We start from the raw sequence: 21,195 nt of genomic DNA, 5'->3' as shown, positions 1-21,195 counted from the left end.
AGAGCCCGTGCCCACGCTTCACAAGTTCGCCGTGCTCGTGCTCGGCGCCGCGCTCCTGTTCGGCCTGCTGCTCGCACCGCAGCAGGAGAAGCCCGCCGACGTGGTGGCCAGGCCGTCCGGCGGCGCCGCGGCCGAGCCCGCCGCGCAGACCGCGACGCCCACCGCCAAGCCGACGCCCACCAAGACGCCACCGCCTCCGCCGCAGCCGGCCTCGGCCGAGGCGGTCGCCGCCAAGGCCAACGAGCTCGGCCAGGTCCCGGTGATCATGTACCACCGGATCATCGCCAAGCCGTTCTCCTCGATCGACCGGACGCCCGCCGAGCTGCGCGCCGAGCTGGAGTCCCTCGCGAAGGCGAACTACGTGCCGGTCACCGCCGCCGACTTCGTGCGCGGCACCATCGACATCCCGGCCGGGACGCACCCGGTCGTCCTCACCTTCGACGACGGCAACCCGACCCAGTTCGCGCTGGACGCGTCGGGCAACCCCGTCCCGGACACCGCCGTAGGGGTCCTGTTCGAGGTCGCCTCGCGGTATCCGTCGTTCCGGCCCGTCGCGACGTTCTACGTCAACAAGGACCCGTTCCAGCTCGGCGAGCAGGCCAATCCGGGCGTGGCGTGGCTGGTGCAGCACGGGTTCGAGATCGGCAACCACACGCAGACCCACCCGAACCTGGCGGGGATGGCCCGTAAGGGTGTGGAGAAGGAGATCGCGGACAACGAGGCAGTGGTGGAGAAGATCTCCGGCGCCCGTTCGGTCACCTTCGCGTATCCGTTCGGCAATCCGCCGCGCAGCAAGGCCAAGGACAACGCGTTCGTGGCCAAAGGCCCGTCCTGGGAGTTCAAGGGGATCTTCCTCGCGGGCTGGAACCCGTCGGTCTCGGTCTACTCGAAGGAGTTCGACCCCACCCGTATCTCCCGTATCCGGTCGAAGGATAAGGTAAAGGAAGACGGGTGCGATAAATTCTGCTCCACGGCCTGGCTCGAGTGGCTGGAGAAGAATCCCGACCAGAGATTCACCTCTGACGGGGACAAGAACACCGTGACCGCGCCTTCGTCCAGGATCGGGGATCTGAACCCCGACTGGGCGGCCCAGGGGCGCGTGTACTGAGCGGTGCGGAAGGCCGTCGAGGCGGCCGGTAGATCTTCGCCGGGGCCCCGCGATTGACCGGGGCCCCTGCCATCTCATATGCTGATCGCTGCGCTGTGGGCCTGCGGCGCTTCGGACGGAGCAGGCGCACGCTCGATCTGGTCGACATCGGTCCGCTCGGGGGGCTCGGCCCCTCACACTCCGGTCTTGGCAGGGACGAAGGGCCCTCGCGCAAGGAAAACCGACTCATGTCCGTATCCGGAGCCAGTCCATACAATGACGAGCAGCACCGAAGCCACCTCGACCACCCCGCAGGTAGCGGTCAACGACATCGGTTCGGCCGAGGACTTCCTCGCCGCTATCGATCAGACCATCAAGTACTTCAATGACGGCGACATCGTCGAAGGCACCGTCGTCAAGGTCGATCGAGACGAGGTCTTGCTCGACATCGGTTACAAGACCGAGGGCGTCATCCCTTCCCGGGAACTCTCGATCAAGCACGACGTGGACCCCAACGAGGTCGTCTCCGTCGGTGACGAGGTCGAAGCCCTGGTCCTCCAGAAGGAGGACAAGGAAGGCCGCCTGATCCTGTCGAAGAAGCGCGCCCAGTACGAGCGCGCCTGGGGCACGATCGAGAAGATCAAGGACGAGGACGGCATCGTCACCGGTACGGTCATCGAGGTCGTCAAGGGTGGTCTCATCCTCGACATCGGCCTGCGCGGCTTCCTCCCGGCGTCCCTGGTCGAGATGCGGCGCGTCCGCGACCTGCAGCCGTATGTCGGCAAGGAGCTCGAAGCCAAGATCATCGAGCTGGACAAGAACCGCAACAACGTGGTCCTGTCCCGCCGTGCCTGGCTGGAGCAGACCCAGTCCGAGGTCCGCCAGACCTTCCTCAACACCCTTCAGAAGGGCCAGGTCCGCAAGGGCGTCGTGTCCTCGATCGTCAACTTCGGTGCGTTCGTGGACCTCGGCGGCGTGGACGGCCTGGTGCACGTGTCCGAGCTGTCCTGGAAGCACATCGACCACCCGTCTGAGGTCGTCGAGGTGGGCCAGGAGGTCACGGTCGAGGTCCTGGACGTCGACATGGAGCGCGAGCGCGTCTCCCTGTCGCTGAAGGCGACCCAGGAAGACCCGTGGCAGCAGTTCGCCCGCACCCACCAGATCGGCCAGGTCGTGCCGGGCCGCGTCACCAAGCTGGTGCCGTTCGGCGCGTTCGTCCGGGTCGAGGAGGGCATCGAGGGCCTGGTCCACATCTCCGAGCTGGCCGAGCGCCACGTGGAGATCCCGGAGCAGGTCGTCCAGGTCGGCGACGAGATCTTCGTCAAGATCATCGACATCGACCTCGACCGCCGTCGCATCAGCCTCTCGCTGAAGCAGGCGAACGAGAGCGCCGTCGAGGTCACCGAAGAGGACTTCGACCCGACCCTGTACGGCATGCCCGCCGAGTACGACGCCGAGGGCAACTACAAGTACCCCGAGGGCTTCGACGCCGAGACCGGCGAGTGGCTCGAGGGCTACGACTCCCAGCGTGAGACCTGGGAGCGGCAGTACGCCGAGGCCAGGACGCGCTTCGAGGCGCACCGCAAGCAGATCGACGAGGCCCGCAAGGCCGACGCCGAGGCTGCCGGCGGCGAGGGTGGCCAGACCACCTACAGCTCGGCCGAGGAGACCTCCGGCGGCGCCCTGGCGACCGACGAGGCGCTCGCCGCGCTGCGCGAGAAGCTCTCCGGCAACCAGTAGCACCCCGACGCGCGCCGCGTGACCCCAGGGTCGCGACAGCGGCACGCAGGACGTTCGACAGCCCGGCCCCGGACCCAGTGTCCGGGGCCGGGCTGTTTTCCGGGGCCCCGGGCCGTTGTCGCGGCGCGCCCGGTTGGCGTGACCGGCGGTCCCCGGCGACCTGGATGCGACTACTATCGTCGCGTGGTCACGACTGACAAAGGCACCCAAACGGGGGGCCCTGCCGGAGCTGCGGCGGGGCCCTCGATCATTCCCCGTGGTGTCGCCCGGCTGACGCTGATCGCCGTCACGGTCGCGGTGTTCGCCGAGACGCTCCGCTACGGCCTTCCCGCGTTCTCCCGCACGTCCGTCGGCGCCGCCGCCGGGCTCGCCGCGCTGGCCGTCGCGGCGGCGTTCCTGGCGCCCGTGGTGCGGGCGCTGCGGGGCCCGCGCTGGCTCGTGGTCCTCGGGGTGGGCGGCCTGCTCGTCACCCGGGTCGTGGCGCAGGGGATGGGCCCGGTGCTGGACCTCGCCGTCATCGGGACGGCTTTTGGGCTGCTGGCGCTGCCCGCCCTGTACGAGAGCGCGCGCGGCCTGTCAGGCGTCGGGTTCGCTATCGCGGCCACCGCGGGGCTCGCCTATGACACCGGTATCCGGATGCTGTTCTCGACCTGGGATCCGGTGTGGCGGAGCGGGATCGGCTCCTGGGCGGTCTGCCTTGTCGTCGTCGGTCTCGGCCTGGCCGCGCTGGCCCGGGAGATGTCGTCCCCGGCGGTGCCGTTCCCCGGCATCAGCTGGCGGGACGCCCTGGGCGCCGCCGCTCTCGGCCCCTTCCTCGCGTTGCAGGTGCTCGTCCTTTCGAGCCCCGCGTTCGTCGCGTCCTCGGGCTGGCTCTCGTTGACGTCCGCCTACCTTGTCGTGCTCGCAGGGCAGGCGCTCGCCCTGGCGTTCCTGGCCTCGGGCCTCGCCGTGCGGGCCGTGCCGGGCGGGGTCGGGGTGCTCGGCGGCACCCTGCTGGGTGTGTGCGCGGGCGCCGTCGCCGGGACGTACGCGCTGGACGGCAAGGTCGTGGTGGTCGCCGTCGTGCCCGCCCAGCTACTCGCCGCGTGGCTGCTCGCCGTCGCCTGCCGCGCCCCGCTGCGGCTGGCCGGGACGGGCGGCCCGATCTGGCGGGTGGACGTCGGCGCCGCGCTCGGCGGGGTCGCGCTGATGGCGATCCTCGTGCCTTACACGCTGAACCCGGTGCATCCGCTGCCGTTCCCCAACAACGCGCTGAGCGGCCTCGCGGGCATCCTGCTGGGCCTGCTCGCGGCGATCGCGGCGGCGCGCGGCGGCCCGCTGCCCGCGCGCGCCCCGCAGCGCGCCATGACGGCCCTCGGGGTGTGCCTGCTGCTGGTGGTGCCGGCCGCCGTCTTCGCGCTCACCTCCGAGCCGGTGCGGACCGTCGCGCCGCAGGAGATCCGCGTGGTGTCCCTGAACATCGGCCAGGCGACGCGCGACGGAAGGCTCGACCCGGAGGCCGTCGCCCGCAGGGTGGCCGAGCAGGACGCCGACGTGGTGGCGCTCCAGGACGTCGGCAGGGGCACCCCCGCGTCCGGCACCGCCGATCTCGGCGTGTGGCTGTCGCGCAGGCTCGGCATGACCCTGGTGTGGGGTCCGGCCGCCGACGCCCAGTACGGCAACGCGATCCTCACCCGGCTCAGGGTCGTCTCGTCCGGCACGTCCCGGGTGTTCAGCGGCGAGCAGGTCCGCGGCTACGTCTGGACCAGGCTGGAGACGGCCGAGGGCACCGTCGACGTGTGGACGACCCGGCTCGCGCCCGGCGACGGCGGCGCGGGCGACCGGGCGGCGGAGATGTCCGCGCTGGTCAAGGCGTGGAGCGGCGCGCCGCGCACGGTCGTCACCGGTGACCTGAGCGCGCCCGCCGACGCCGAGGAGATCGGCATCCTCACCGCGGCCGGGCTGCGCCGCGCGCCCGGCACGCTCGGCCAGGACCTCACCCAGAACGTGTTCGGCACCGACGACATGGTGTTCGCCGACGTCGTGGTGCGGCCGGGCGGGCTCGTCGCGGTCACCGCGAAGGTGGGCCGGTGATCAGCCGGGCGGAGCCCGACGACGCGGGCGAGATCATCACCTTGCAGCGCGCCGCTTACGTCACCGAGGCGCAGACGTACGGCGACCCGTTCCTCCCGCCGCTGGTGGAGCCGATCGAGCAGCTACGCAAGGTGCTGAAGGGTGACGCGATCGTCCTGAAGGCGGTCAAGGACGGCAGGATGGTCGGCGCGGTCCGGGCGACGTTCCACGAGGGCACGTGCCTGGTCGGCCGCCTCGTCGTGGCGCCGGACCGGCAGCGCGAGGGCGTCGGGACGGCGCTGCTGCGGGCCGTCGAGGAGGCGGCGCGCGGCCTCGCGACGTCGCTCGTGCTGTTCACCGGCCACCTGTCGGACGGCAACCTGCGGCTGTACCGGCGGATGGGCTACGCCGAGTTCCGCCGGGAGCGGGTGTCGGACCACCTGGTGCACGTCCACCTGCGCAAGCCGCTTCCGGAAGCCTGAGGAGAAGGAGAGACCATGCCGAAGGTGCGGATCGGCCTTACGGGGGGCATCGGGTCGGGCAAGAGCGAGGTGTCGCGGCGGCTCGTCGCGCACGGCGCGGTGCTCATCGACTCCGACGCGCTGGCCCGCGAGGTGGTCGAGCCGGGCACGCCGGGGCTCGCCGCGATCGTCGCGGAGTTCGGCGAGGGCGTGCTGCACGGGGACGGCACGCTGAACCGCGAGGCGCTCGGCGCGATCGTCTTCGCCGACAAGGAGAAGCTGGCCCGCCTCAACGCGATCACCCACCCGCTGATCGGGGTGCGCGGCCAGGAGTTGCTGTCGGCCGCGCCGGAGGACGCCGTCGTCGTCTATGACGTGCCGCTGCTCGCCGAGAACGGGCTGAAGCCGCTGTACGACCTGGTCGTCGTGGTGGACGCGCCGGTCGAGGTGCAGTTGGCGCGGCTCACCGGGCAGCGCGGCATGACCGAGGAGGCGGCGCGGGCGCGGATCGCGGCGCAGGCGACCCGGGAGCAGCGGCTGGCGATCGCCGACAGGGTGATCGACAACTCCGGCACGCTGGAGGCGCTGCAGAAGCAGGTGGACGAGCTGTGGGCGTCCCTCTGACGACGCCGTAAGCGGCCCGGTTCAGGAGTCGAGGGCGGCGCGCAGCACGTCGGGCCGGTCGGTGGTGATGCCGTCGACGCCGGAGGACGCCAGCCGCCGGAGCGACGCCGCGTCGTTGACGGTGTAGGCGTACACCCGGTACAGGGCGTTGTGCGCCTGCCGGACGTATCCGGCGCCCGCCGAGCCCTTCGGCACATGGATGACGTCGGCGTACAGCCGCGAGCGCAGCATCTCGGCGAAGGTCGGCGCGCCGAGCAGCCCCATCTCGATGGTGGACGGCAGCCGCTCGTTCATGTCCCGCACAGCCGACCACTGGAAGCTCTGCACGAGGGTGCGGCCCCGGACGTGCCAGTGCCGGTCGGCCTTGAGCAGCGCGGCGACCCGCTGGGTCAGGCCCGGGTACTTGTCGGGCTCCTTGAGCTCCAGCACCACACCGTCGCCGGTCGCCTTGACGGCCTTGAGCGCCTCGGCGAGGGTCGGCACCCGCTGGCCCCGGTACGCCTTGCCGAACCAGGCGCCCGCGTCGAGTGTCTTGATCTGTTTGAGGGTGAGGTCGCCGACCCGCCACGAGGTGCGCTTGGGGAACTTCTTGCGGGCGTCGGTGGTGCGGGTGAGCGTCGCGTCGTGGATGACGACGAGCTTGCCGTCCTTGGTCTGCCTGACGTCCAGCTCGATGAGGTCGGCCCCGCGCTTGCCCGCTTCACGGATGGCGGCGAGGGTGTTCTCCGGCGCGTAGGCGGACGCGCCCCGGTGCGCGATGACGACGACGGATCTGCCGGCCCGCGCGTTGGGCTGCATCGGGCTCGCGGCCCAGGCGGCCTGCGGCGGCTCGGCCCGGACGGGGGCGGCGGGCAGGACGAGCGGCAGCACCGCGGCCGCCGTGAGCACGGCGCCGAGCCGGGCCATGGGCGTACTCCTCCTCGCGCAGGGGCACCGGTGCGCGGGAGGGCACCCCGGTCGAACGACGACAACCGTAGGCCACCCGGGTCCCGCCCGCCACACGTTCACCGCGTTAGCGCGTCAGGCGGAAGATGTCTTCGTCGGGTCAGGGTGCCGTCCGGTCGGGTGCGGGCAGGGCGCGCCTGATGATGTCGGCGACGTCGCCGTCCCCGAACGCGGGGGGCAGCGCCATCCCGAGCGTCTGGAACAGCCGTCTGACCTCGGCGACCGTGGGCTCGTCCGACAGGGGCGCGGACCTGGCCTGCTCCATCGGCACCCGGCGCGCCTGGTCCAGGCTGTTGAGCAGCTCGGTCGAGCACCAGTCGTAGAAGAACTTGCCCTTGTCCACCTTGAGGGCGGGCGCCGCGGGGTCCTCCCGGGTGACGACCACGCAGGACGCCGACAGCTCCCACCGGACGGTCGTCATCGTCCGGGACAGGCCGATGTCGATGTCCAGCAGCCGGAACCGCTCGCGGTGCCAGCACGCCGCCAGGACCGTCGCGTACGCCTCCTTGCGGGTGCGCTCGGCCGTCCACGGCTCGGCGCCGTCCACGCTGTCGGCGCAGGCGCGGCGGAACCGGGTGTAGGTGTCGCAGGCGGCGCCGTCCGCCGGGTCGATGATCTCCAGCCGGACGAGCAGCGCCCTCCCGTCCCGCCGCGCGCCCGCGACCAGGCCGGGCAGGGTCACCGCGCGCAGGGACACGCCGGTGCCGCCCTTGAAGATCCACCTGTCGGTGCCCGTCCTGGCCGCCGCGAGCGCGGGGCCGACCTCGGCGCCGCCCAGCACCTGGACGGCAGCCGCCTCGTCCAAAGCGAGCCGGGAGCGCCGGACGAGCTGCTCGAACTCCTCGATGCGGTCCAGCCGCTCCGGCAGCACCGCCAGGGCCCGCAGGGACTCCCTGACCTCGTCCTCGACGGGGCCGCGCCGGCGCCTGTCGCGCAGGATCGCCACCGCCAGCAGGGCCAGCACCAGGAGCGTCGCGCCGAGCAGGACCCGAAAGCCGGGCCCGCCGACCAGCCCGGCGACCGCGGCGACGACCGCGACGACGAGCGCGATGCCGGCGTCCGCGTTCCTGACGATCCCTACGGCGAACCGAGCCAATGCCATCCCCGTACCTGTCGGCGGCCCGGTCATCGTAAACAAAAACCCCCGCCCGGCGACAGCCTTAAGGATTGCCCAACGAATGGGCAGGCGACGCTGCGTGTCCCTTCTGGGGGGAATGAAGCGATCCAGCGGTGTCAGGAGGACGACAAGCGGGGGAGCCACATGGCGAGCGACGAGCGGGACGGGAACGGCGGCGCCGCCGGACGCGACGAGCCGCGCCGCGGCGGCCCGCCGGAGGGGCGGGAGGAGCCCGGCGGCCACGGCGCGGGGGAGACCGGCCCGACCGACGAGCTCGGCATCGCCGAGACGGGGCCGCGGGCCAAGGACGCGCGCGAGTCGGGCGCCTTCGGCACGGAGCGGCGGCGTCCGGGCGAGCCGCCGGGCGCGGCGGTCGACTCCGGCGCCACCGGCACCGAGCGGGGCCGCAAGGACTTCAATCCCGCGTGGCTGCTCGTGCCCGCGGCGGGCCTCATGCTCGGCGGCCTCGGCGTCGCCAACCTGACCCGCGAGCCCGAGGTGCGGACCACCCCGACGGTCACCGTGACCGCCGCCGACCGGACCGTGACCGTCCCGGCCGCGCCCGCCGCCTCGCCGTCACCGGGCGCGTGCCGCCTGGTGTTCACCGACACGCGGTTCGAGCGGACCGTGGGCACGATCCGCGACTCGCGGACCGGGGCGTCGCTGAGCGCGCCGGACGGGCGGACGTTCGCGGTCGTCAACACGGCGGTCCGCAACGAGGGCGGCAGCCCGTGCTCGGCCACCGCGGGCTTCCAGCGCGGCTACACCGACTCCGCCACGTTCTTCCCCGGCAAGCGCAAGGTGGGGCAGCTGCTGGAGGGCGGCCGCGCCCTGGAAACCGCGATCGGGCCGGGGCAGGCGGTCCAGGGGACCTACGTCTTCCAGATCCCGTCCCGATCCACCCTCAGGGAGGTGCGTCTGCGCCAGAACGGCGGCAGCGAGTGGACGACGGTCAGGGCACGCTGACCGCCCGTCCTCCATCCAGCGATCTTCGGAGCGAGGACCATGAGCACACCGATGGACATCAAGAAACTGCTCGGCGCGCGGATGACCGGGCCGGGCGGGGAAGAGCTCGGCACCGTCGAACAGATCTTCTTCGACGACGTGACGGGCAATCAGGAGTGGGCGCGGCTGCGCATGGGCGGGATGCTCGGCGGCAAGGACCGCTTTGTGCCGCTGGCCGGAAGCTCGCTCGCCGGACGCGACCTCGTCGTCCCCTACGACAAGAACAAGATCAAGGACTCGCCCGAGCTGTCCGTGGACCGGCACATCACGCCGGAGCAGGAGGCGCGGCTGCGCGCCCACTACGGCCTCGGCACCACCACGACGACGCCCACGACGACGTCCGGCAAGGCCACCAGCGCGGCGGCGGCGGGCGCGGCCGGGGCGGCGGGCGCGGCGGGCCACACCGGGCGCGGGACGATGCCCGGCGGCAGGCCCGAGACGCCGTCGGGCCCGACGGGCATGCCGGGCGCGGCGGGCATCGCGGGCACCCGGCCGACGGGTCCGTCCGGGACGGGCACGCACCCGTCGGCGGGCGACCTGGGCCGTGAGGCGGCGGCGCGCGGCCGCGAGTTCGAGCAGCACCGGCCCGAGGACCTGTCCCTGACGCGCTGTGAGGAGCGCATCCACTTCCGCACCGAGCAGGTCGAGGTGGGCCGGGTCAGGCTGCACAAGTACGTGGACGTCGTGCCCGTGGAGGAGCGGGTCAGGCTCGTGCACGAGGAGTTCGAGCTGGAACGGGTGCCGGTGGCCGAGGGCCAGACGCCGGGCGCCGACCAGATCGGCGAGGACACCGTCGAGATCGTCCTGCGCGGGCAGCGCGCGTTCGCGGTGAAGGAGACCCATGCCGTCGAGCGGGTCAGGCTCACCGTCAAGCAGGTCCCCGAGGAGCGGATCATGCGGGACGAGATCCGGCGCGAGCGGATCGAGGTCGAGCGGTTCGAGGACGGGGTCGGCAAGCACGTCGGCTCCCGCGAGAACCTCGCCGAGTCGACCCGGCACGACCCGCCGCTCGACCCGGGCGGCCGACCCGACCGCCGCTGAACGACCGGACAACCGACCCAGGGCCGACCTACGCCAGCCACCGATTCTGTCGGTGGCTGGCCGTACGGTGGGAGGTGGACATCTGGGAGGGGTCATCATGACGGAGAGCGGCAGTGGCACGGCGGAGACCGGCACGGCCGGGGCGCGCACCGAGCTCCAGCAGCGGCTCGACGCGCAGCGCATCCGCAGGCCCTTCGAGGTCGTCACCGAGATGACGCCCTCGGGCGACCAGCCGGGCGCGATCAGGGCGCTGGCGGAGCGGATCGGGCGGGGCGAGAAGGACTCGGTGCTGCTGGGCGCCACCGGCACCGGCAAGACGGCGACGGTCGCCTGGCTGATCGAGCGGATCCAGCGGCCCACCCTGGTGATGCTGCCGAACAAGACCATCGCCGCGCAGTTCGCCAACGAGCTGCGCGAGATGCTGCCCAACAACGCGGTCGAGTACTTCGTCTCCTACTACGACTACTACCAGCCCGAGGCTTACGTCCCGCAGACGGACACCTACATCGAGAAGGACTCCTCGATCAACGAGGAGGTCGAGCGGCTCCGGCACTCGGCCACGTCCTCCCTGGTGACGCGGCGCGACGTGGTCGTGGTGGCGTCGGTGTCGTGCATCTACGGCCTGGGCGCGCCGGAGGAGTACGTCGACCAGATGGTGAAGCTGGCGGTCGGCCAGGAGATCGACAGGGACAGGCTGCTGCGCCGTCTTGTGGAGATCCAGTACGCCCGCAACGACCTCGCCTTCACCCGCGGCACGTTCCGGGTGCGCGGCGACACCATCGAGGTGATCCCGCAGTACCAGGAGCTCGCCGTGCGGATCGAGATGTTCGGCGACGAGATCGACAAGCTGTCCACGCTGCACCCGCTCACCGGCGAGGTGATCGAGGAGCACGAGGAGCTGCACATCCTGCCCGCCACGCACTACGGCGCGGGCGAGGCGCGGCTGGCCCGCGCGATCGAGGGCATCGAGGCGGAGCTGGAGGAGCGTCTGGCCGTCCTGGAGGGCCAGAACAAGCTGCTGGAGGCGCAGCGGCTGCGCATGCGCACCACCTACGACCTGGAGATGCTGCGCCAGATCGGTTCCTGCTCGGGCATCGAGAACTACTCGCGGCACGTCGACGGCCGGGAGGCGGGCTCCGCCCCGCACACCCTGCTGGACTTCTTCCCCGAGGACTTCCTGCTGGTGCTGGACGAGTCGCACCAGACGGTCCCGCAGATCGGCGCGATGTACGAGGGCGACGCCTCCCGCAAGCGCCAGTTGGTGGACCACGGGTTCCGGCTGCCGTCCGCGCTGGACAACCGGCCGCTCAGGTGGGAGGAGTTCCTGGAGCGGATCGGCCAGACGGTCTACCTGTCGGCCACCCCCGGCGCGTACGAGATGGGCCGGGTCAAGGGCGACGTGGTGGAGCAGGTGATCCGCCCGACCGGCCTGGTGGACCCGGAGATCGTCGTCAAGCCGACCCGGGGCCAGATCGACGACCTGGTGCACGAGATCCGGCTGCGGGCCGAGCGGGACGAGCGGGTCCTCGTCACCACGCTCACCAAGAAGATGGCGGAGGATCTCACCGACTACCTGCTGGAGCTGGGCATCCGGGTCCGGTACCTGCACAGCGAGGTGGACACCCTGCGCCGGATCGAGCTGCTGCGCGAGCTGCGCCAGGGCGAGTTCGACGTGCTCGTCGGCATCAACCTGCTCCGTGAGGGCCTCGACCTGCCCGAGGTGTCCCTGGTGGCCATCCTGGACGCCGACAAGGAGGGCTTCCTGCGCTCGGAGACGTCGCTGATCCAGACGATCGGCCGGGCCGCCCGCAACGTGTCCGGCGAGGTCCACATGTACGCCGACAAGATCACCCCGTCGATGGAACGGGCGATCGACGAGACCAACCGGCGCCGCGCCAAGCAGGAGGCGTACAACACCGAGCACGGGATCGAGCCGACGGCGCTGCGCAAGAAGATCGCCGACATCCTCGACTCGATCGCCCGGGAGGACGAGGACACCGCGCTGATGATGGGCGGTTCCGGCCGGGCCCAGTCGCGCGGCAAGGCGCCGGTGCCGGGCTTCGGCAGCCGCGCGGAGGTCGGCAGGCACACCGCCGACCTGGTGGGGGAGCGGCCGCGCGCGGAGCTGGAGGGCCTGGTCGCCTCGCTCACCGACCAGATGCACCAGGCCGCCAAGGACCTCCAGTTCGAGGTGGCGGCCCGGCTGCGCGACGAGATCAAGGAGTTGAAGCGGGAGCTGCGCGATCTCAGAGAGGCCGGCATCTCCTGAGCAGCGGCAGCACGAGGGCGTCGGCGAGGCGGGCGGCGGCGCCCGGGTCGCTCACCGGGTCCAGCAGCACGGTCCGGTAGGCGAGGTAGGCGGGCACCACCGAGAACACCAGGTCGGGGTCCACCTCGGGGTCGACCTCACCGCGCAGCACGGCGCGGCCGAGGATCCGGCGGCCGACCTCGTTGCGCGGCAGGATCACCTGCCGCCGGTAGGCGCGGTTCAGCTCGGGGTCGACCGGCAGCCGGGCGGCGAGCGCCTGCACGAGGTCGCGGTGCAGGATCTGCTCGCTGAGCAGCCGCGAGATGATGACGATGAGTTCCTCGCGGAGCCCGAGGTCGCCGGGGTCCGGCGGGGTGGGGAAGCAGCCCGCGACGAGCGCCTCCATGGCCAGGTCGGCCGCGGCGGGCCAGCGCAGCCGCAGCGCGGGCAGGGAGACCCCGGCGCGCTCGGCCACGGTCTCGTGGGTGACGTCCTGTGCCTCCCGGAACACGTCGATGACCGCCGCGTAGATCCGGCCGTCCACGGCGGGTTCGGCCGAGGTCTCGTCGTTCGTCAGGGTCACGCCCATGCCTTCGCTGTCCGTCTCGTCTCCGTCACTCAGAACGGTGGAAAGTGTGGCAATACGGCACCCCGGGTGTCAGGACTTCCCCCGAAAAAGTTCGGAGATTTGCTGCCGCGCGGAAGAATCCTTCTACGGTCGCGTCACCGCCAGCGGACGGCCCACGTGCGGCCCTGCCTGCCGCGCCGCCGTCGGGCCCGCACCAGCAGCCGCACCGCGACGGCCAGGAGCACGACGACGAGGATGACGCCGAGCAGCGGCGCGAGGATCGCCACGACGCTGAGGCCGAGCGAGAACACGTCCTCGGTGGTGCTGAGCACGGGCGCGGCGGTGCCCGCGGTGCCGAGGTTGGCGACGGGCCGCACCGCCGTCTTGGTGCCGTGCACGAGCAGCGCCGTGCCGATCCCCAGCAGCCAGCCGATCCAGGGCTGCTGGGCCAGCAGCGACGTGCTGGTGCCGATGGCCTGGTCGATCCGGTCGGCGGCGGTGCTGGCGGCCATCACCGCGCCCCCGGCGGCGGGCCGGATGAAGGTCTGGACGGCGTCGTTGACGCTGTCCACCAGCGGCACCTTGTCGAGGACGACTTCGGCGGCCAGCAGCAGGCCCAGGAGGGCGATCGCCCATCCGTTGCCCATCCAGGCGAACTCGGGCGGCAGCACCACGACCTCGCCGTACCGGGCGAGCAGCCCCACGACGAGGATCGGGATGTAGGCGTTGAGCCCCGCCGCCGAGGCGAGCCCGAGGCCGGTGAGAAAAGCGAGCATTCTTCCCCTCCCGCAGCGACGGTTCCCCCGGACGGCTCGGGCGGAACCCGCTTTCCGGTCATAGGACGCGCACGGCCCCGGCGCGGTGCCGGGGCCGTCACGGGAGAAACCGGGATCACCCCGGCGGGGGTCACTCCGCCTCGGTGAGCCTCGCCAGCCGGTCCACGCTGTCGGCGAACTCCTCGACCATGTCGTAGACGACCTGCTTGGCGGGCTTGACGGTGTTCATCAGCCCCACGCACTGCCCGACGAAGTAGTTGACGAGCTCGCGCGCCCCCTCGTTGCCGGTCTCGGCGTGCTTGACGAGGTGCCGCATCGCCCCTTCGGCGACGATCATCTGGAGCGGCATCGGCAGCGCCCCCGGCGAGTCCGGGCCCTCCCACTCGGCCGTCCACGCCGACTGGAGCTGCCGGGCGGGCTTGCCGGTGCGCGAGCGGGACCGGATCGTGTCGCGGGCCGTCGCCTGGAGCATCTTGGCCTTGACGGTCGGCGGGGTCTCGGCCTCCTCGGTGGTGAGCCACACCGAGCCGCACCACACGCCGGACGCGCCGAGCGCCACGGACGCGGCGATCTGCCGTCCCGTCGCGATGCCGCCCGCCGCCAGCACCGGGATCGGCGCGACCGCGTCGACGACCTCGGGCACCAGCACCATGGTGGAGATCTCGCCGGTGTGCCCGCCCGCCTCGCCGCCCTGCGCGACGATGAGGTCCACCCCGGCGGCGACCTGCCGCCGCGCGTGCTCGACGGTGCCGACGAGCGCCGCCACGGGCACCCCGGCCGCCTTGGCCTTCTCCACCATGATCGGCGGCGGGGTGCCCAACGCGCTGGCGATGAGCCGGATCGGGTGGTTCAGCGAGATGTCGATCAGCCGGGTCGCGCCGCCGCCGGTGACGCTGCGCGCGCCGCCCCTGGCCTGCCTGGCCATCTCCGGCGAGGTCAGGTCGGGCAGCGGCACGCCGTACTTCTCGAACAGGTTCGCCAGGAACGTCCACACCTCCGGCGGGATCGCGGCGAGCGGGTCGCCGCCGTCCTTGGCCGAAGGGTCGATCTTGGACGGCACGAGCACGTCCACGCCGTAGGGCCGCCCGCCCACCTCACGGTCGATCCAGGCGAGCTCCTCCTCCAGCCGCTCGGGGCTGTAGGCGACGGCGCCGAGCACGCCCAGGCCGCCCGCGTTCGTCACCGCCGCCACGACGTCGCGGCAGTGGCTGAAGGCGAAGATCGGGAACTCGATCCCGAACGTCGCGCACACATCGGTCTTCATCATCGGCTCCCGGATGCGTTGGGTGTGGACGGGTCAGGCGGGTACAGGCGGGTTCAGGCGGGGCGGAAGACGAGCACCGGCTCGCCCTCCTCGGGCCGGACGAACGCGGCCCTGAGCGGCAGGCCCTCGACGGGCGCGTCAACGCCGTCGAGCGCGGCGTGCAGCCACGGGCCCTCGGCCAGCTCGACGTAGGCGATGTGCTGGACCTCGCCCTCGCCGCGCGGATGCACCTTCGCCCACGTGATGAGCACGGCGTCGCCCGCGACGGGCGTCCAGGTGAGGGTCTCGCTGCCGCAGCGGTGGCAGCCGGTGGCCTCCGGCGCGTGCCAGTGCGCGCACTCCGCGCACCGCTTGACGGCCAGGTCGCCGCGTCGCGCGTGGTCGAAGAACGCGTCGGTGAATCCGTCCCTGCGGATCGTCGTCATCGGGTCACCGTCCGGTCGGGCTGAGGATGAGGGTGCTGTGGTGGTCGAGGATGCCGCCGTTGCCGCTGACGAGGATCACCTCGTTGCGCGCGGCCTGCCGCTCGCCCGCCTGCCCGCGCGCCTGGATGACGGCCTCCGACAGCGGCGTCATGCCCCACATGTAGTAGCCGGAGAGCTGGCCGCCGCCGGTGTTGGTGGGCAGCGCGCCGCCGGGCCCGAGCGCCCCGGACGCGGCGAAGGCGCCGCCCTCGCCCTTGGCGCAGAAGCCGTAGTCCTCCAGCGTCAGGAGTGTGGTGATCGTGTAGCAGTCGTAGATCTGGCACAGCTGGACGTCGGCGAGGGTGATCCCCGCCATCTTCAGCGCGGCGGGCCCGGAGAGCGTCGCGCCGGTCGTCAGGCCGAAGGCGCTGCCGCGCTCGCGGCGGTCGCCCGGGTGGCCCTGGCCCCAGCCGAGCACGTGGACGGGCGGCTGCGCGAGGTCGGCCGCCCGGTCGGCGCCGGTGACGATCACCGCGACCGCCCCGTTGGAGACGAGGCAGCAGTCCAGCAGGTGCAGCGGCTCGACGACCCAGCGGGACGCCTGGTGGTCGGCGAGCGTGATCGGGTCGCGGAGCTGCGCGAGCGGGTTCATGGTCGCCCACCGCCGGGTGGACACCGCGATGGCGCCCAGTTGCTCGCTGGTGGTGCCGTAGCGGGCCATGTGGCGCTGCGCGGCGAGCGCGTAGAGCGCGTTGACGGACCTGAACCCCTGCGCGGCCATCATGCCGCCGTAGCCGAGGTAGTCGCGTGACGAGCCGGTGTAGGCGGCGCCGGCGGAGACCTTGGGCCGTAGCGGCGCGTCGGCGAACACACAGGCGACGGCCGAGGCCCCGCCGCTCGCCACGGTCATCGCCGCGTGCGCGACCATCGCGCCCGCCGTCGCGCCGAACGCGTTCATCGCGGTGAGCAGGCGCAGGTCCCGCAGGCCCAGGGTGTCGGCGAGCTCGATGCCCGGCGAGCCCCCCATGCCGTGGCTGACGAGCAGCCCGTCGAGTTCGTCCAGGGCCAGCCCCGCGTCGGCGGCGGCGCGCCGTACCGCGTCGGCGGCCAGCCTGCGCGCGCTGCGCCCGTACACCTTGCCGAGTTCGGTCATGCCGAGCCCGGCGATGGCGACTCCCCCCATCAGGAAGCACCTCCTTACTTCTCCCGGGAAAGCCTACCGAATCCGATTCTGTTCGGGCGAGGGGAGATCTGGGGTACCGTGGGGGAGAATCTTGATCGGCACAAAGGCCACCGGGAGTCTCCGATGTGCTACCTTGTGCAGTGGTCGTAGCTGTACTTTCGCCTGATCGAGTGTTCGATGCCCGCGGAGTTCATCTTTCGCGGGTTTCTTCTTTTTTCGGGGGAACTTCGTGGCGACCACGGGCCCGCGCGGTGCGGGCCCGAGCGACAAACCAGGAGTGCAGTATGGCGCAGGGCACCGTCAAGTGGTTCAACGGCGAGAAGGGATACGGCTTCATCTCCCAGGATGAGGGCGGCCCCGATGTCTTCGTCCACTTCAGTGCCATCCAGGGCAGCGGTTACCGCAACCTGGAGGAGTCCCAGCGGGTGGAATTCGACATCACGCAGGGCCCCAAGGGTCCGCAGGCGGAGAACGTCCGCGGCCTCTGATCCCGAGCTGACACGGGCCCCACGCGGGTGAACCGCGCGGGACCCGTCTTCTTCACCGACCCGCCTCGGCGGGTCGCGGCGGCGCGTCCCCGAGGGGGCGCGCCGTTCGTCGTGTCCGGGCCCGCAATCCCCGGCCAAGTCCGCGCCAAACCTTCCCCAAGTGCCGTCCGCGACCGTTGGTGACATCGCGGGGCACCCCCGCGCCGGAGGGCCGCCCGGCCCCCGGAGCCGACGGAGAGGGAAGACATGACGACGGGGTACGAGGCACGGATCGCGGCGCTGCGGGGCGCGGTGCGCGGCCGGGTGCTGGGCCGGGACGACGCGGGGTTCGCGCGGGCGGCGCTCGGCTGGTCGGTGGGCGTGCCGCAGCGGCCCGTAGCGGTGGTCGAGGTCGCCGACGCGGCCGACGCCGCCGCGCTGGTCCGGCACGCGCGGACGGCGGGGCTCACCCTCGCCGCCCAGCCCAGCGGCCACGGCGCGACCACCGCGCTGGACGGCACGGTGATCGTCCGCACCGGACGCCTGCGCGCGATCACGGTGGACCCGGAGGCCGGAACGGCACGGGTCGGCGCCGGCGCGTCCTGCGCCGAACTGCTGGCGGTCGCGGGCGCGCACGGGCTGACGTTCCCGGCGGGCAGCTCGCCCGCGGTGAGCGTCGCCGGGTACACGCTCGGCGGCGGCATCGGCTGGTACGGGCGGAGCCGGGGGCCCGCGTCGGCGTCGGTGCGGGCGCTGGAGATCGTGGACGCCGAGGGCGCCGCCCGCACGGTCACCGCCGCCGCCGACCCCGAGCTGTTCTTCGCCCTGTGCGGCGGAGGCGGCGACCACGCCCTCGTGACGGCGCTGGAGGTCGCGCTGTTCCCCGCCCCCGCCCTGTACGGCGGCCGGATCGTGTGGCCCGCCGAGCGGACCGCCGACGTGCTCGACGCGTTCGCCAAGACCACGGCGACCGCGCCGGAGGAGCTCAGCCTGTGGCTGTCGCTCATGGTGGTGCCGCCGCTGCCCGACGTCCCGGAGTTCCTGCACGGCAAGTCGATCGTCGCCCTGGACTCCGCCTACCTGGGCGGGGCCGACGAGGCGGCGGAGCTGCTCGCCGCGTTCGCCGCGATCGACGGTGTGATCATGGACACCCGTGGCCCGCTGCCGCCCGCCGAGCTGGGCGCCATCTGCGCCGAGCCGACCGACCCGATGCCGAGCCTGCACCGGGGCGAGCTCGTCACCGACCCGGAGGCGGTGTTCGCGCTGCTGCGCGACCTCGCCGACTCCGGCGGCGTCCTCCCCCTGGCGTTCGTGCAGCTCCGCCACCTGGGCGGCGCCTACACCCGCGTCGACGCGGGCGCCTGCGGCCCGTTCGACGAGCCGTACCTCCTGTCCATGATGGGCGTCACGCCCGGCGAGGAGATCGCTGCCGCCGTCCGGGCCCGGATCGCCTCCCTCGTCGAGGCCGCCCGCCCGCACGTCAGCGGCCGCAAACCCTTCACCTTCCTCGCCGGAGGCGAGAGCACCTCCGCCGCCTTCACCCCCACCACCCTGGCCCGCCTACGCGCCGCCAAGCGCGCACACGACCCGAACTCCCTCTTCCGCAGCAACCACCCCGTCCTCAACTAACGCAAACCTCGGGCTGTGCGGGAGCGCCGCCCCCGGCCCGGTCCGCGCACAGCGGACCGGGCCGGAGCCCTGCGATGGCTCCGCACCCGGCGCAAGCCGGGCCGGAGCCTTGCGTGTGGCCCGCGTACGGGGCGGGCTGGGGTTTGGGGCGGGTCTGTACACGGTTCAGGCCCGCCGGGAGGGGGTGTCAGGTGCGGAAGGGGCCGGTGACGCAGTAGGTGATGCCGCCCGTGGAGGAGCCGGAGGTGCCCCGCTGGGAGGAGAAGTAGAGGCGGTTCCCGGCCGGGTTGAAGGCGGCGCCGCACAGCTCGGAGGAGGACTGGTTCTGGACGCGGAGGAACACCGAGATCTTGTCGTCCGGCGTGATCATGTTGATCTCCATGTTGCCGCCGTCCTCGCACACGTACAGGTCGCCGTAGGACGAGCCGGTGATGTTGTCCACCCCGGTGAGGGTCGGGGTGCCGGTGACGAGGTTGTCGTCGTAGGCGAGCTCGTAGGTGTTGTTCGACAGGTTGAGCTGCCACACCCGGTTGTCGCCCTTGGTGGTGAACCACACGGTGTCGCTCGCGTACCAGCAGCCCTCGCCGCCGTTGAAGGACTTCGAGCCCGACACCTGGTTCCTGGTCGCGGTGGGGGAGCCGTCGGGGTCGGGCACGGTCGCCCACGAGAACGACCCGGACGTCCCGGACCCGGCGACGAGCACCTGGAGCGTCCCGGCCGAGAGGTTCCCCCACGTGGTCGGGACGAACCGGTAGAACCGCCCGTTCGTCTCGTCCTCCGTCAGGTAGACCACCTGCCGGACGGGGTCGGCCGCCGCCGCCTCGTGCTTGAACCTGCCCATGGCCGGGCGCGCCTGGGCCGTCCCGCCGAACGGATAGGTCTCCCACACCCGGCCGAGGCTGATCTCCTCGCACGACAGCCACGTGTTCCACGGCGTCTTGCCGCCCGCGCAGTTGGTGCTGGTGCCCGACAGGATCCGCGACGCCGCCGTCACGTTCCCGGACGAGTTGAACCTGATCATCGAGGCGCCGCCGCCCGCCGCCGCCGACACCTCCGCGTTGGACGTGTAGATCCAGCCGGACCCGTCGGCGAAGCAGGCGCCGCCGTCCGGGGCGCTGTGCCACACGTAGGACGTGCCGGACACGACCTGCCCGGAGCGGGCCACGACCTGGCTGGTGAACCCGGCGGGCAGCCGGATGCCGTTGGCGTCGGGGGACTGGAGCGGGCCGTAGGGGGACGGGGCGTTCTGCGCGGGCGCGGCGAGCGCGCCGCGCATGAGCGAGCCGGAGACGGCGGCGGTGCCGGCGGCGAGCACGCTCGCGCGCATGAAGAGACGACGGTCCATGGGGGATCTCCTCCGCGAGGGATGGACGGTGCGACTCGGTTGTCTCCGAGCCGCGCGTCCGCGAAGGCGACGCCGGATGTCCGGATGATGTCGGTCTTGTGACCGCGCGCGGAAGGAACTTTTCGCGCTCAGCCGCTGCCGCGGAAGATGCTCACTTCTCGGCGAACGCGTCGGTGGCGGCGATGAGCCGGTCCAGGACGCCGGGCTCGTCGAACGCGTGGCCCGCGCCGTCGACGAGGTGGAAGTCGGCCTCCGGCCACGCCTTGTGCAGGTCCCACGCGGTCGCGACGGGCGTGCACACGTCGAACCTGCCCTGCACGATCACCGCCGGGATGTGCCGGATCGCGTCGATGTTGTCGAGGATCCAGTCGTCGGACTCGAAGAACCCGCCGTGTGTGAAGTAGTGGTTCTCGATCCTGGCGAACGCGACCGCGTAGTCGGGGTCGTCGAACTGGCTGAGGTGCCCGGCCGAGGGCAGCAGCGTGATCGTCGCGCCCTCCCACGTCGCCCAGGCCCGCGCGGCGGGGAGCCGCACGTCGGGGTCGGGGTGGTGCAGCCGCTCGGCGAACGCGGCGACGAGGTTCTCCCGCTCCTCCTCGGGGATCGGCGCGACGTACCGCTCCCACAGGTCGGGGTAGATGAGCGACGCCCCGTACTCGTAGAACCAGAACAGCTCGAACGGGCGCAGCAGGAAGATCCCGCGCAGCACCAGTTCGGACACCCGGTCCGGGTGGGTGATCGCGTACGCCAGCGAAAGGCAGCTCCCCCAGGAGCCGCCGAACACCATCCACCGGTCGATCCCGAGGTGCTCGCGCAGCCGTTCCATGTCGGCGATGAGGTTCCAGGTGGTGTTCCGTTCCAGCGTCACCGCCGGATCGGCGGCGTGCGGCCTGCTGCGGCCGCAGTTGCGCTGGTCGAACAGGACGATCCGGTACCGCTCGGGATCGAACTGGCGGCGGTGCGCGGGGGAGCACCCGCCGCCGGGCCCGCCGTGCACCATGACCACCGGCTTGCCCTGCGGGTTCCCGCACACCTCCCAGTGGATCTCCTCGCCGTCCGGGGTCGGGAGGAGCCCGGAGTCGTGCGGTTCGATCGGCGGATACAGGGTGCGCGGCTCCATGATCTGACATTCTGTCAGCACCGCCGGGTGCCCGTGACGGTGCCCGTATGGTGGGACGGGGGAGACAGACCCGCCACCCGGTCGTAGAGTCTTCCCGTAACGACGTCGTGATGATCCCC

At 72.2% G+C, this 21,195-nt stretch carries 19 protein-coding genes; 10 read left to right on the top strand and 9 right to left on the bottom strand.

The window, feature by feature from the left end:
• Nucleotides 1-7 precede the first annotated feature (7 nt).
• The 5 genes from LO762_RS16325 to coaE all read left to right on the top strand — a co-directional run bounded on the left by LO762_RS16325 (nucleotide 8) and on the right by coaE (nucleotide 5,964).
• Nucleotides 8-1,108 (top strand): polysaccharide deacetylase family protein, encoded by a 1,101-nt coding sequence (locus LO762_RS16325; RefSeq protein WP_230616043.1) that lies wholly within the window; start codon nucleotides 8-10, stop codon nucleotides 1,106-1,108.
• Between the two features lie 255 nt (nucleotides 1,109-1,363).
• Entirely contained in the window at nucleotides 1,364-2,827 is a 1,464-nt protein-coding gene (rpsA, locus tag LO762_RS16320) for a 30S ribosomal protein S1 (protein ID WP_230616041.1), read from the top strand.
• 183 nt (nucleotides 2,828-3,010) lie between these two features.
• Entirely contained in the window at nucleotides 3,011-4,900 is a 1,890-nt protein-coding gene (locus tag LO762_RS16315) for an endonuclease/exonuclease/phosphatase (protein WP_230616039.1), read from the top strand.
• Nucleotides 4,897-5,361: a GNAT family N-acetyltransferase gene (locus LO762_RS16310; RefSeq protein WP_230616037.1), complete on the top strand. Its 465-nt coding sequence runs from the start codon at nucleotides 4,897-4,899 to the stop codon at nucleotides 5,359-5,361. Before LO762_RS16315 ends, LO762_RS16310 begins: the two co-directional genes overlap by 4 nt.
• Nucleotides 5,362-5,376: 15 nt before the next feature.
• Complete coding sequence (gene coaE / locus LO762_RS16305) at nucleotides 5,377-5,964, top strand: dephospho-CoA kinase (RefSeq protein ID WP_230616035.1); 588 nt, start codon at nucleotides 5,377-5,379, stop codon at nucleotides 5,962-5,964.
• A gap of 21 nt (nucleotides 5,965-5,985) precedes the next feature.
• Here coaE and LO762_RS16300 read toward each other — a convergent pair whose 3' ends face one another.
• Entirely contained in the window at nucleotides 5,986-6,870 is an 885-nt protein-coding gene (locus LO762_RS16300) for a glycerophosphodiester phosphodiesterase family protein (protein WP_230616033.1), read from the bottom strand.
• A gap of 139 nt (nucleotides 6,871-7,009) precedes the next feature.
• Entirely contained in the window at nucleotides 7,010-8,011 is a 1,002-nt protein-coding gene (locus LO762_RS16295) for a hypothetical protein (protein ID WP_230616030.1), read from the bottom strand.
• 159 nt (nucleotides 8,012-8,170) lie between these two features.
• Between LO762_RS16295 and LO762_RS16290 the strand changes: the two genes are divergently transcribed.
• The 3 genes from LO762_RS16290 (at nucleotide 8,171) to uvrB (ending at nucleotide 12,341) form a co-directional block, all read left to right on the top strand.
• Nucleotides 8,171-8,992, top strand: coding sequence for a hypothetical protein (locus tag LO762_RS16290; protein WP_230616028.1), 822 nt, complete (start codon nucleotides 8,171-8,173; stop codon nucleotides 8,990-8,992).
• A 39-nt stretch (nucleotides 8,993-9,031) separates the two neighbouring features.
• Nucleotides 9,032-10,072 carry a YsnF/AvaK domain-containing protein gene (locus LO762_RS16285; RefSeq protein ID WP_230616026.1) on the top strand — a complete coding sequence of 347 codons (1,041 nt, stop codon included), beginning with the start codon at nucleotides 9,032-9,034 and terminating at the stop codon, nucleotides 10,070-10,072.
• Nucleotides 10,073-10,169: 97 nt separating this feature from the next.
• The gene (gene uvrB / locus LO762_RS16280; protein ID WP_255686173.1) at nucleotides 10,170-12,341 is read left to right on the top strand and encodes an excinuclease ABC subunit UvrB; all 2,172 of its coding nucleotides are present in this window, start codon (nucleotides 10,170-10,172) and stop codon (nucleotides 12,339-12,341) included.
• Here the strand turns inward: uvrB and LO762_RS16275 are convergent.
• The 5 genes from LO762_RS16275 to LO762_RS16255 all read right to left on the bottom strand — a co-directional run bounded on the left by LO762_RS16275 (nucleotide 12,319) and on the right by LO762_RS16255 (nucleotide 16,515).
• Complete coding sequence (locus LO762_RS16275; RefSeq protein ID WP_230616023.1) at nucleotides 12,319-12,903, bottom strand: TetR-like C-terminal domain-containing protein; 585 nt, start codon at nucleotides 12,901-12,903, stop codon at nucleotides 12,319-12,321. The two genes, uvrB and LO762_RS16275, sit on opposite strands and share 23 nt — an antisense overlap.
• A gap of 140 nt (nucleotides 12,904-13,043) precedes the next feature.
• Nucleotides 13,044-13,664 carry a DUF4126 domain-containing protein gene (locus LO762_RS16270; RefSeq protein ID WP_230616020.1) on the bottom strand — a complete coding sequence of 207 codons (621 nt, stop codon included), beginning with the start codon at nucleotides 13,662-13,664 and terminating at the stop codon, nucleotides 13,044-13,046.
• Between the two features lie 130 nt (nucleotides 13,665-13,794).
• Nucleotides 13,795-14,928: a nitronate monooxygenase family protein gene (locus tag LO762_RS16265; protein WP_230616697.1), complete on the bottom strand. Its 1,134-nt coding sequence runs from the start codon at nucleotides 14,926-14,928 to the stop codon at nucleotides 13,795-13,797.
• 53 nt (nucleotides 14,929-14,981) lie between these two features.
• On the bottom strand, nucleotides 14,982-15,353 hold the full coding sequence (locus LO762_RS16260; RefSeq protein ID WP_230616017.1) for a Zn-ribbon domain-containing OB-fold protein: 372 nt from the start codon (nucleotides 15,351-15,353) through the stop codon (nucleotides 14,982-14,984).
• Nucleotides 15,354-15,357: 4 nt separating this feature from the next.
• The gene (locus LO762_RS16255; protein ID WP_230616014.1) at nucleotides 15,358-16,515 is read right to left on the bottom strand and encodes a thiolase family protein; all 1,158 of its coding nucleotides are present in this window, start codon (nucleotides 16,513-16,515) and stop codon (nucleotides 15,358-15,360) included.
• 284 nt (nucleotides 16,516-16,799) lie between these two features.
• Here LO762_RS16255 and LO762_RS16250 point away from each other — a divergent pair, with 284 nt between their 5' ends.
• A complete protein-coding gene (locus LO762_RS16250; protein ID WP_230616011.1) occupies nucleotides 16,800-17,003 on the top strand; it encodes a cold-shock protein in 204 nt (67 codons plus the stop codon).
• Nucleotides 17,004-17,249: 246 nt separating this feature from the next.
• Complete coding sequence (locus LO762_RS16245) at nucleotides 17,250-18,611, top strand: FAD-binding oxidoreductase (protein ID WP_230616008.1); 1,362 nt, start codon at nucleotides 17,250-17,252, stop codon at nucleotides 18,609-18,611.
• A gap of 187 nt (nucleotides 18,612-18,798) precedes the next feature.
• Here LO762_RS16245 and LO762_RS16240 read toward each other — a convergent pair whose 3' ends face one another.
• Nucleotides 18,799-19,956, bottom strand: coding sequence for an alkaline phosphatase PhoX (locus tag LO762_RS16240; protein ID WP_230616006.1), 1,158 nt, complete (start codon nucleotides 19,954-19,956; stop codon nucleotides 18,799-18,801).
• Between the two features lie 151 nt (nucleotides 19,957-20,107).
• Nucleotides 20,108-21,076 carry a prolyl aminopeptidase gene (pip, locus tag LO762_RS16235; RefSeq protein WP_230616003.1) on the bottom strand — a complete coding sequence of 323 codons (969 nt, stop codon included), beginning with the start codon at nucleotides 21,074-21,076 and terminating at the stop codon, nucleotides 20,108-20,110.
• Nucleotides 21,077-21,195 lie beyond the last annotated feature (119 nt).

The sequence above is a fragment of the Actinocorallia sp. API 0066 genome, from assembly GCF_020991275.1.
Classification (GTDB): Bacteria; Actinomycetota; Actinomycetes; order Streptosporangiales; family Streptosporangiaceae; genus Actinocorallia.
Note: the sequence above shows the minus strand (reverse complement) of the source record. Positions and strands in the feature narration are given on the sequence as shown.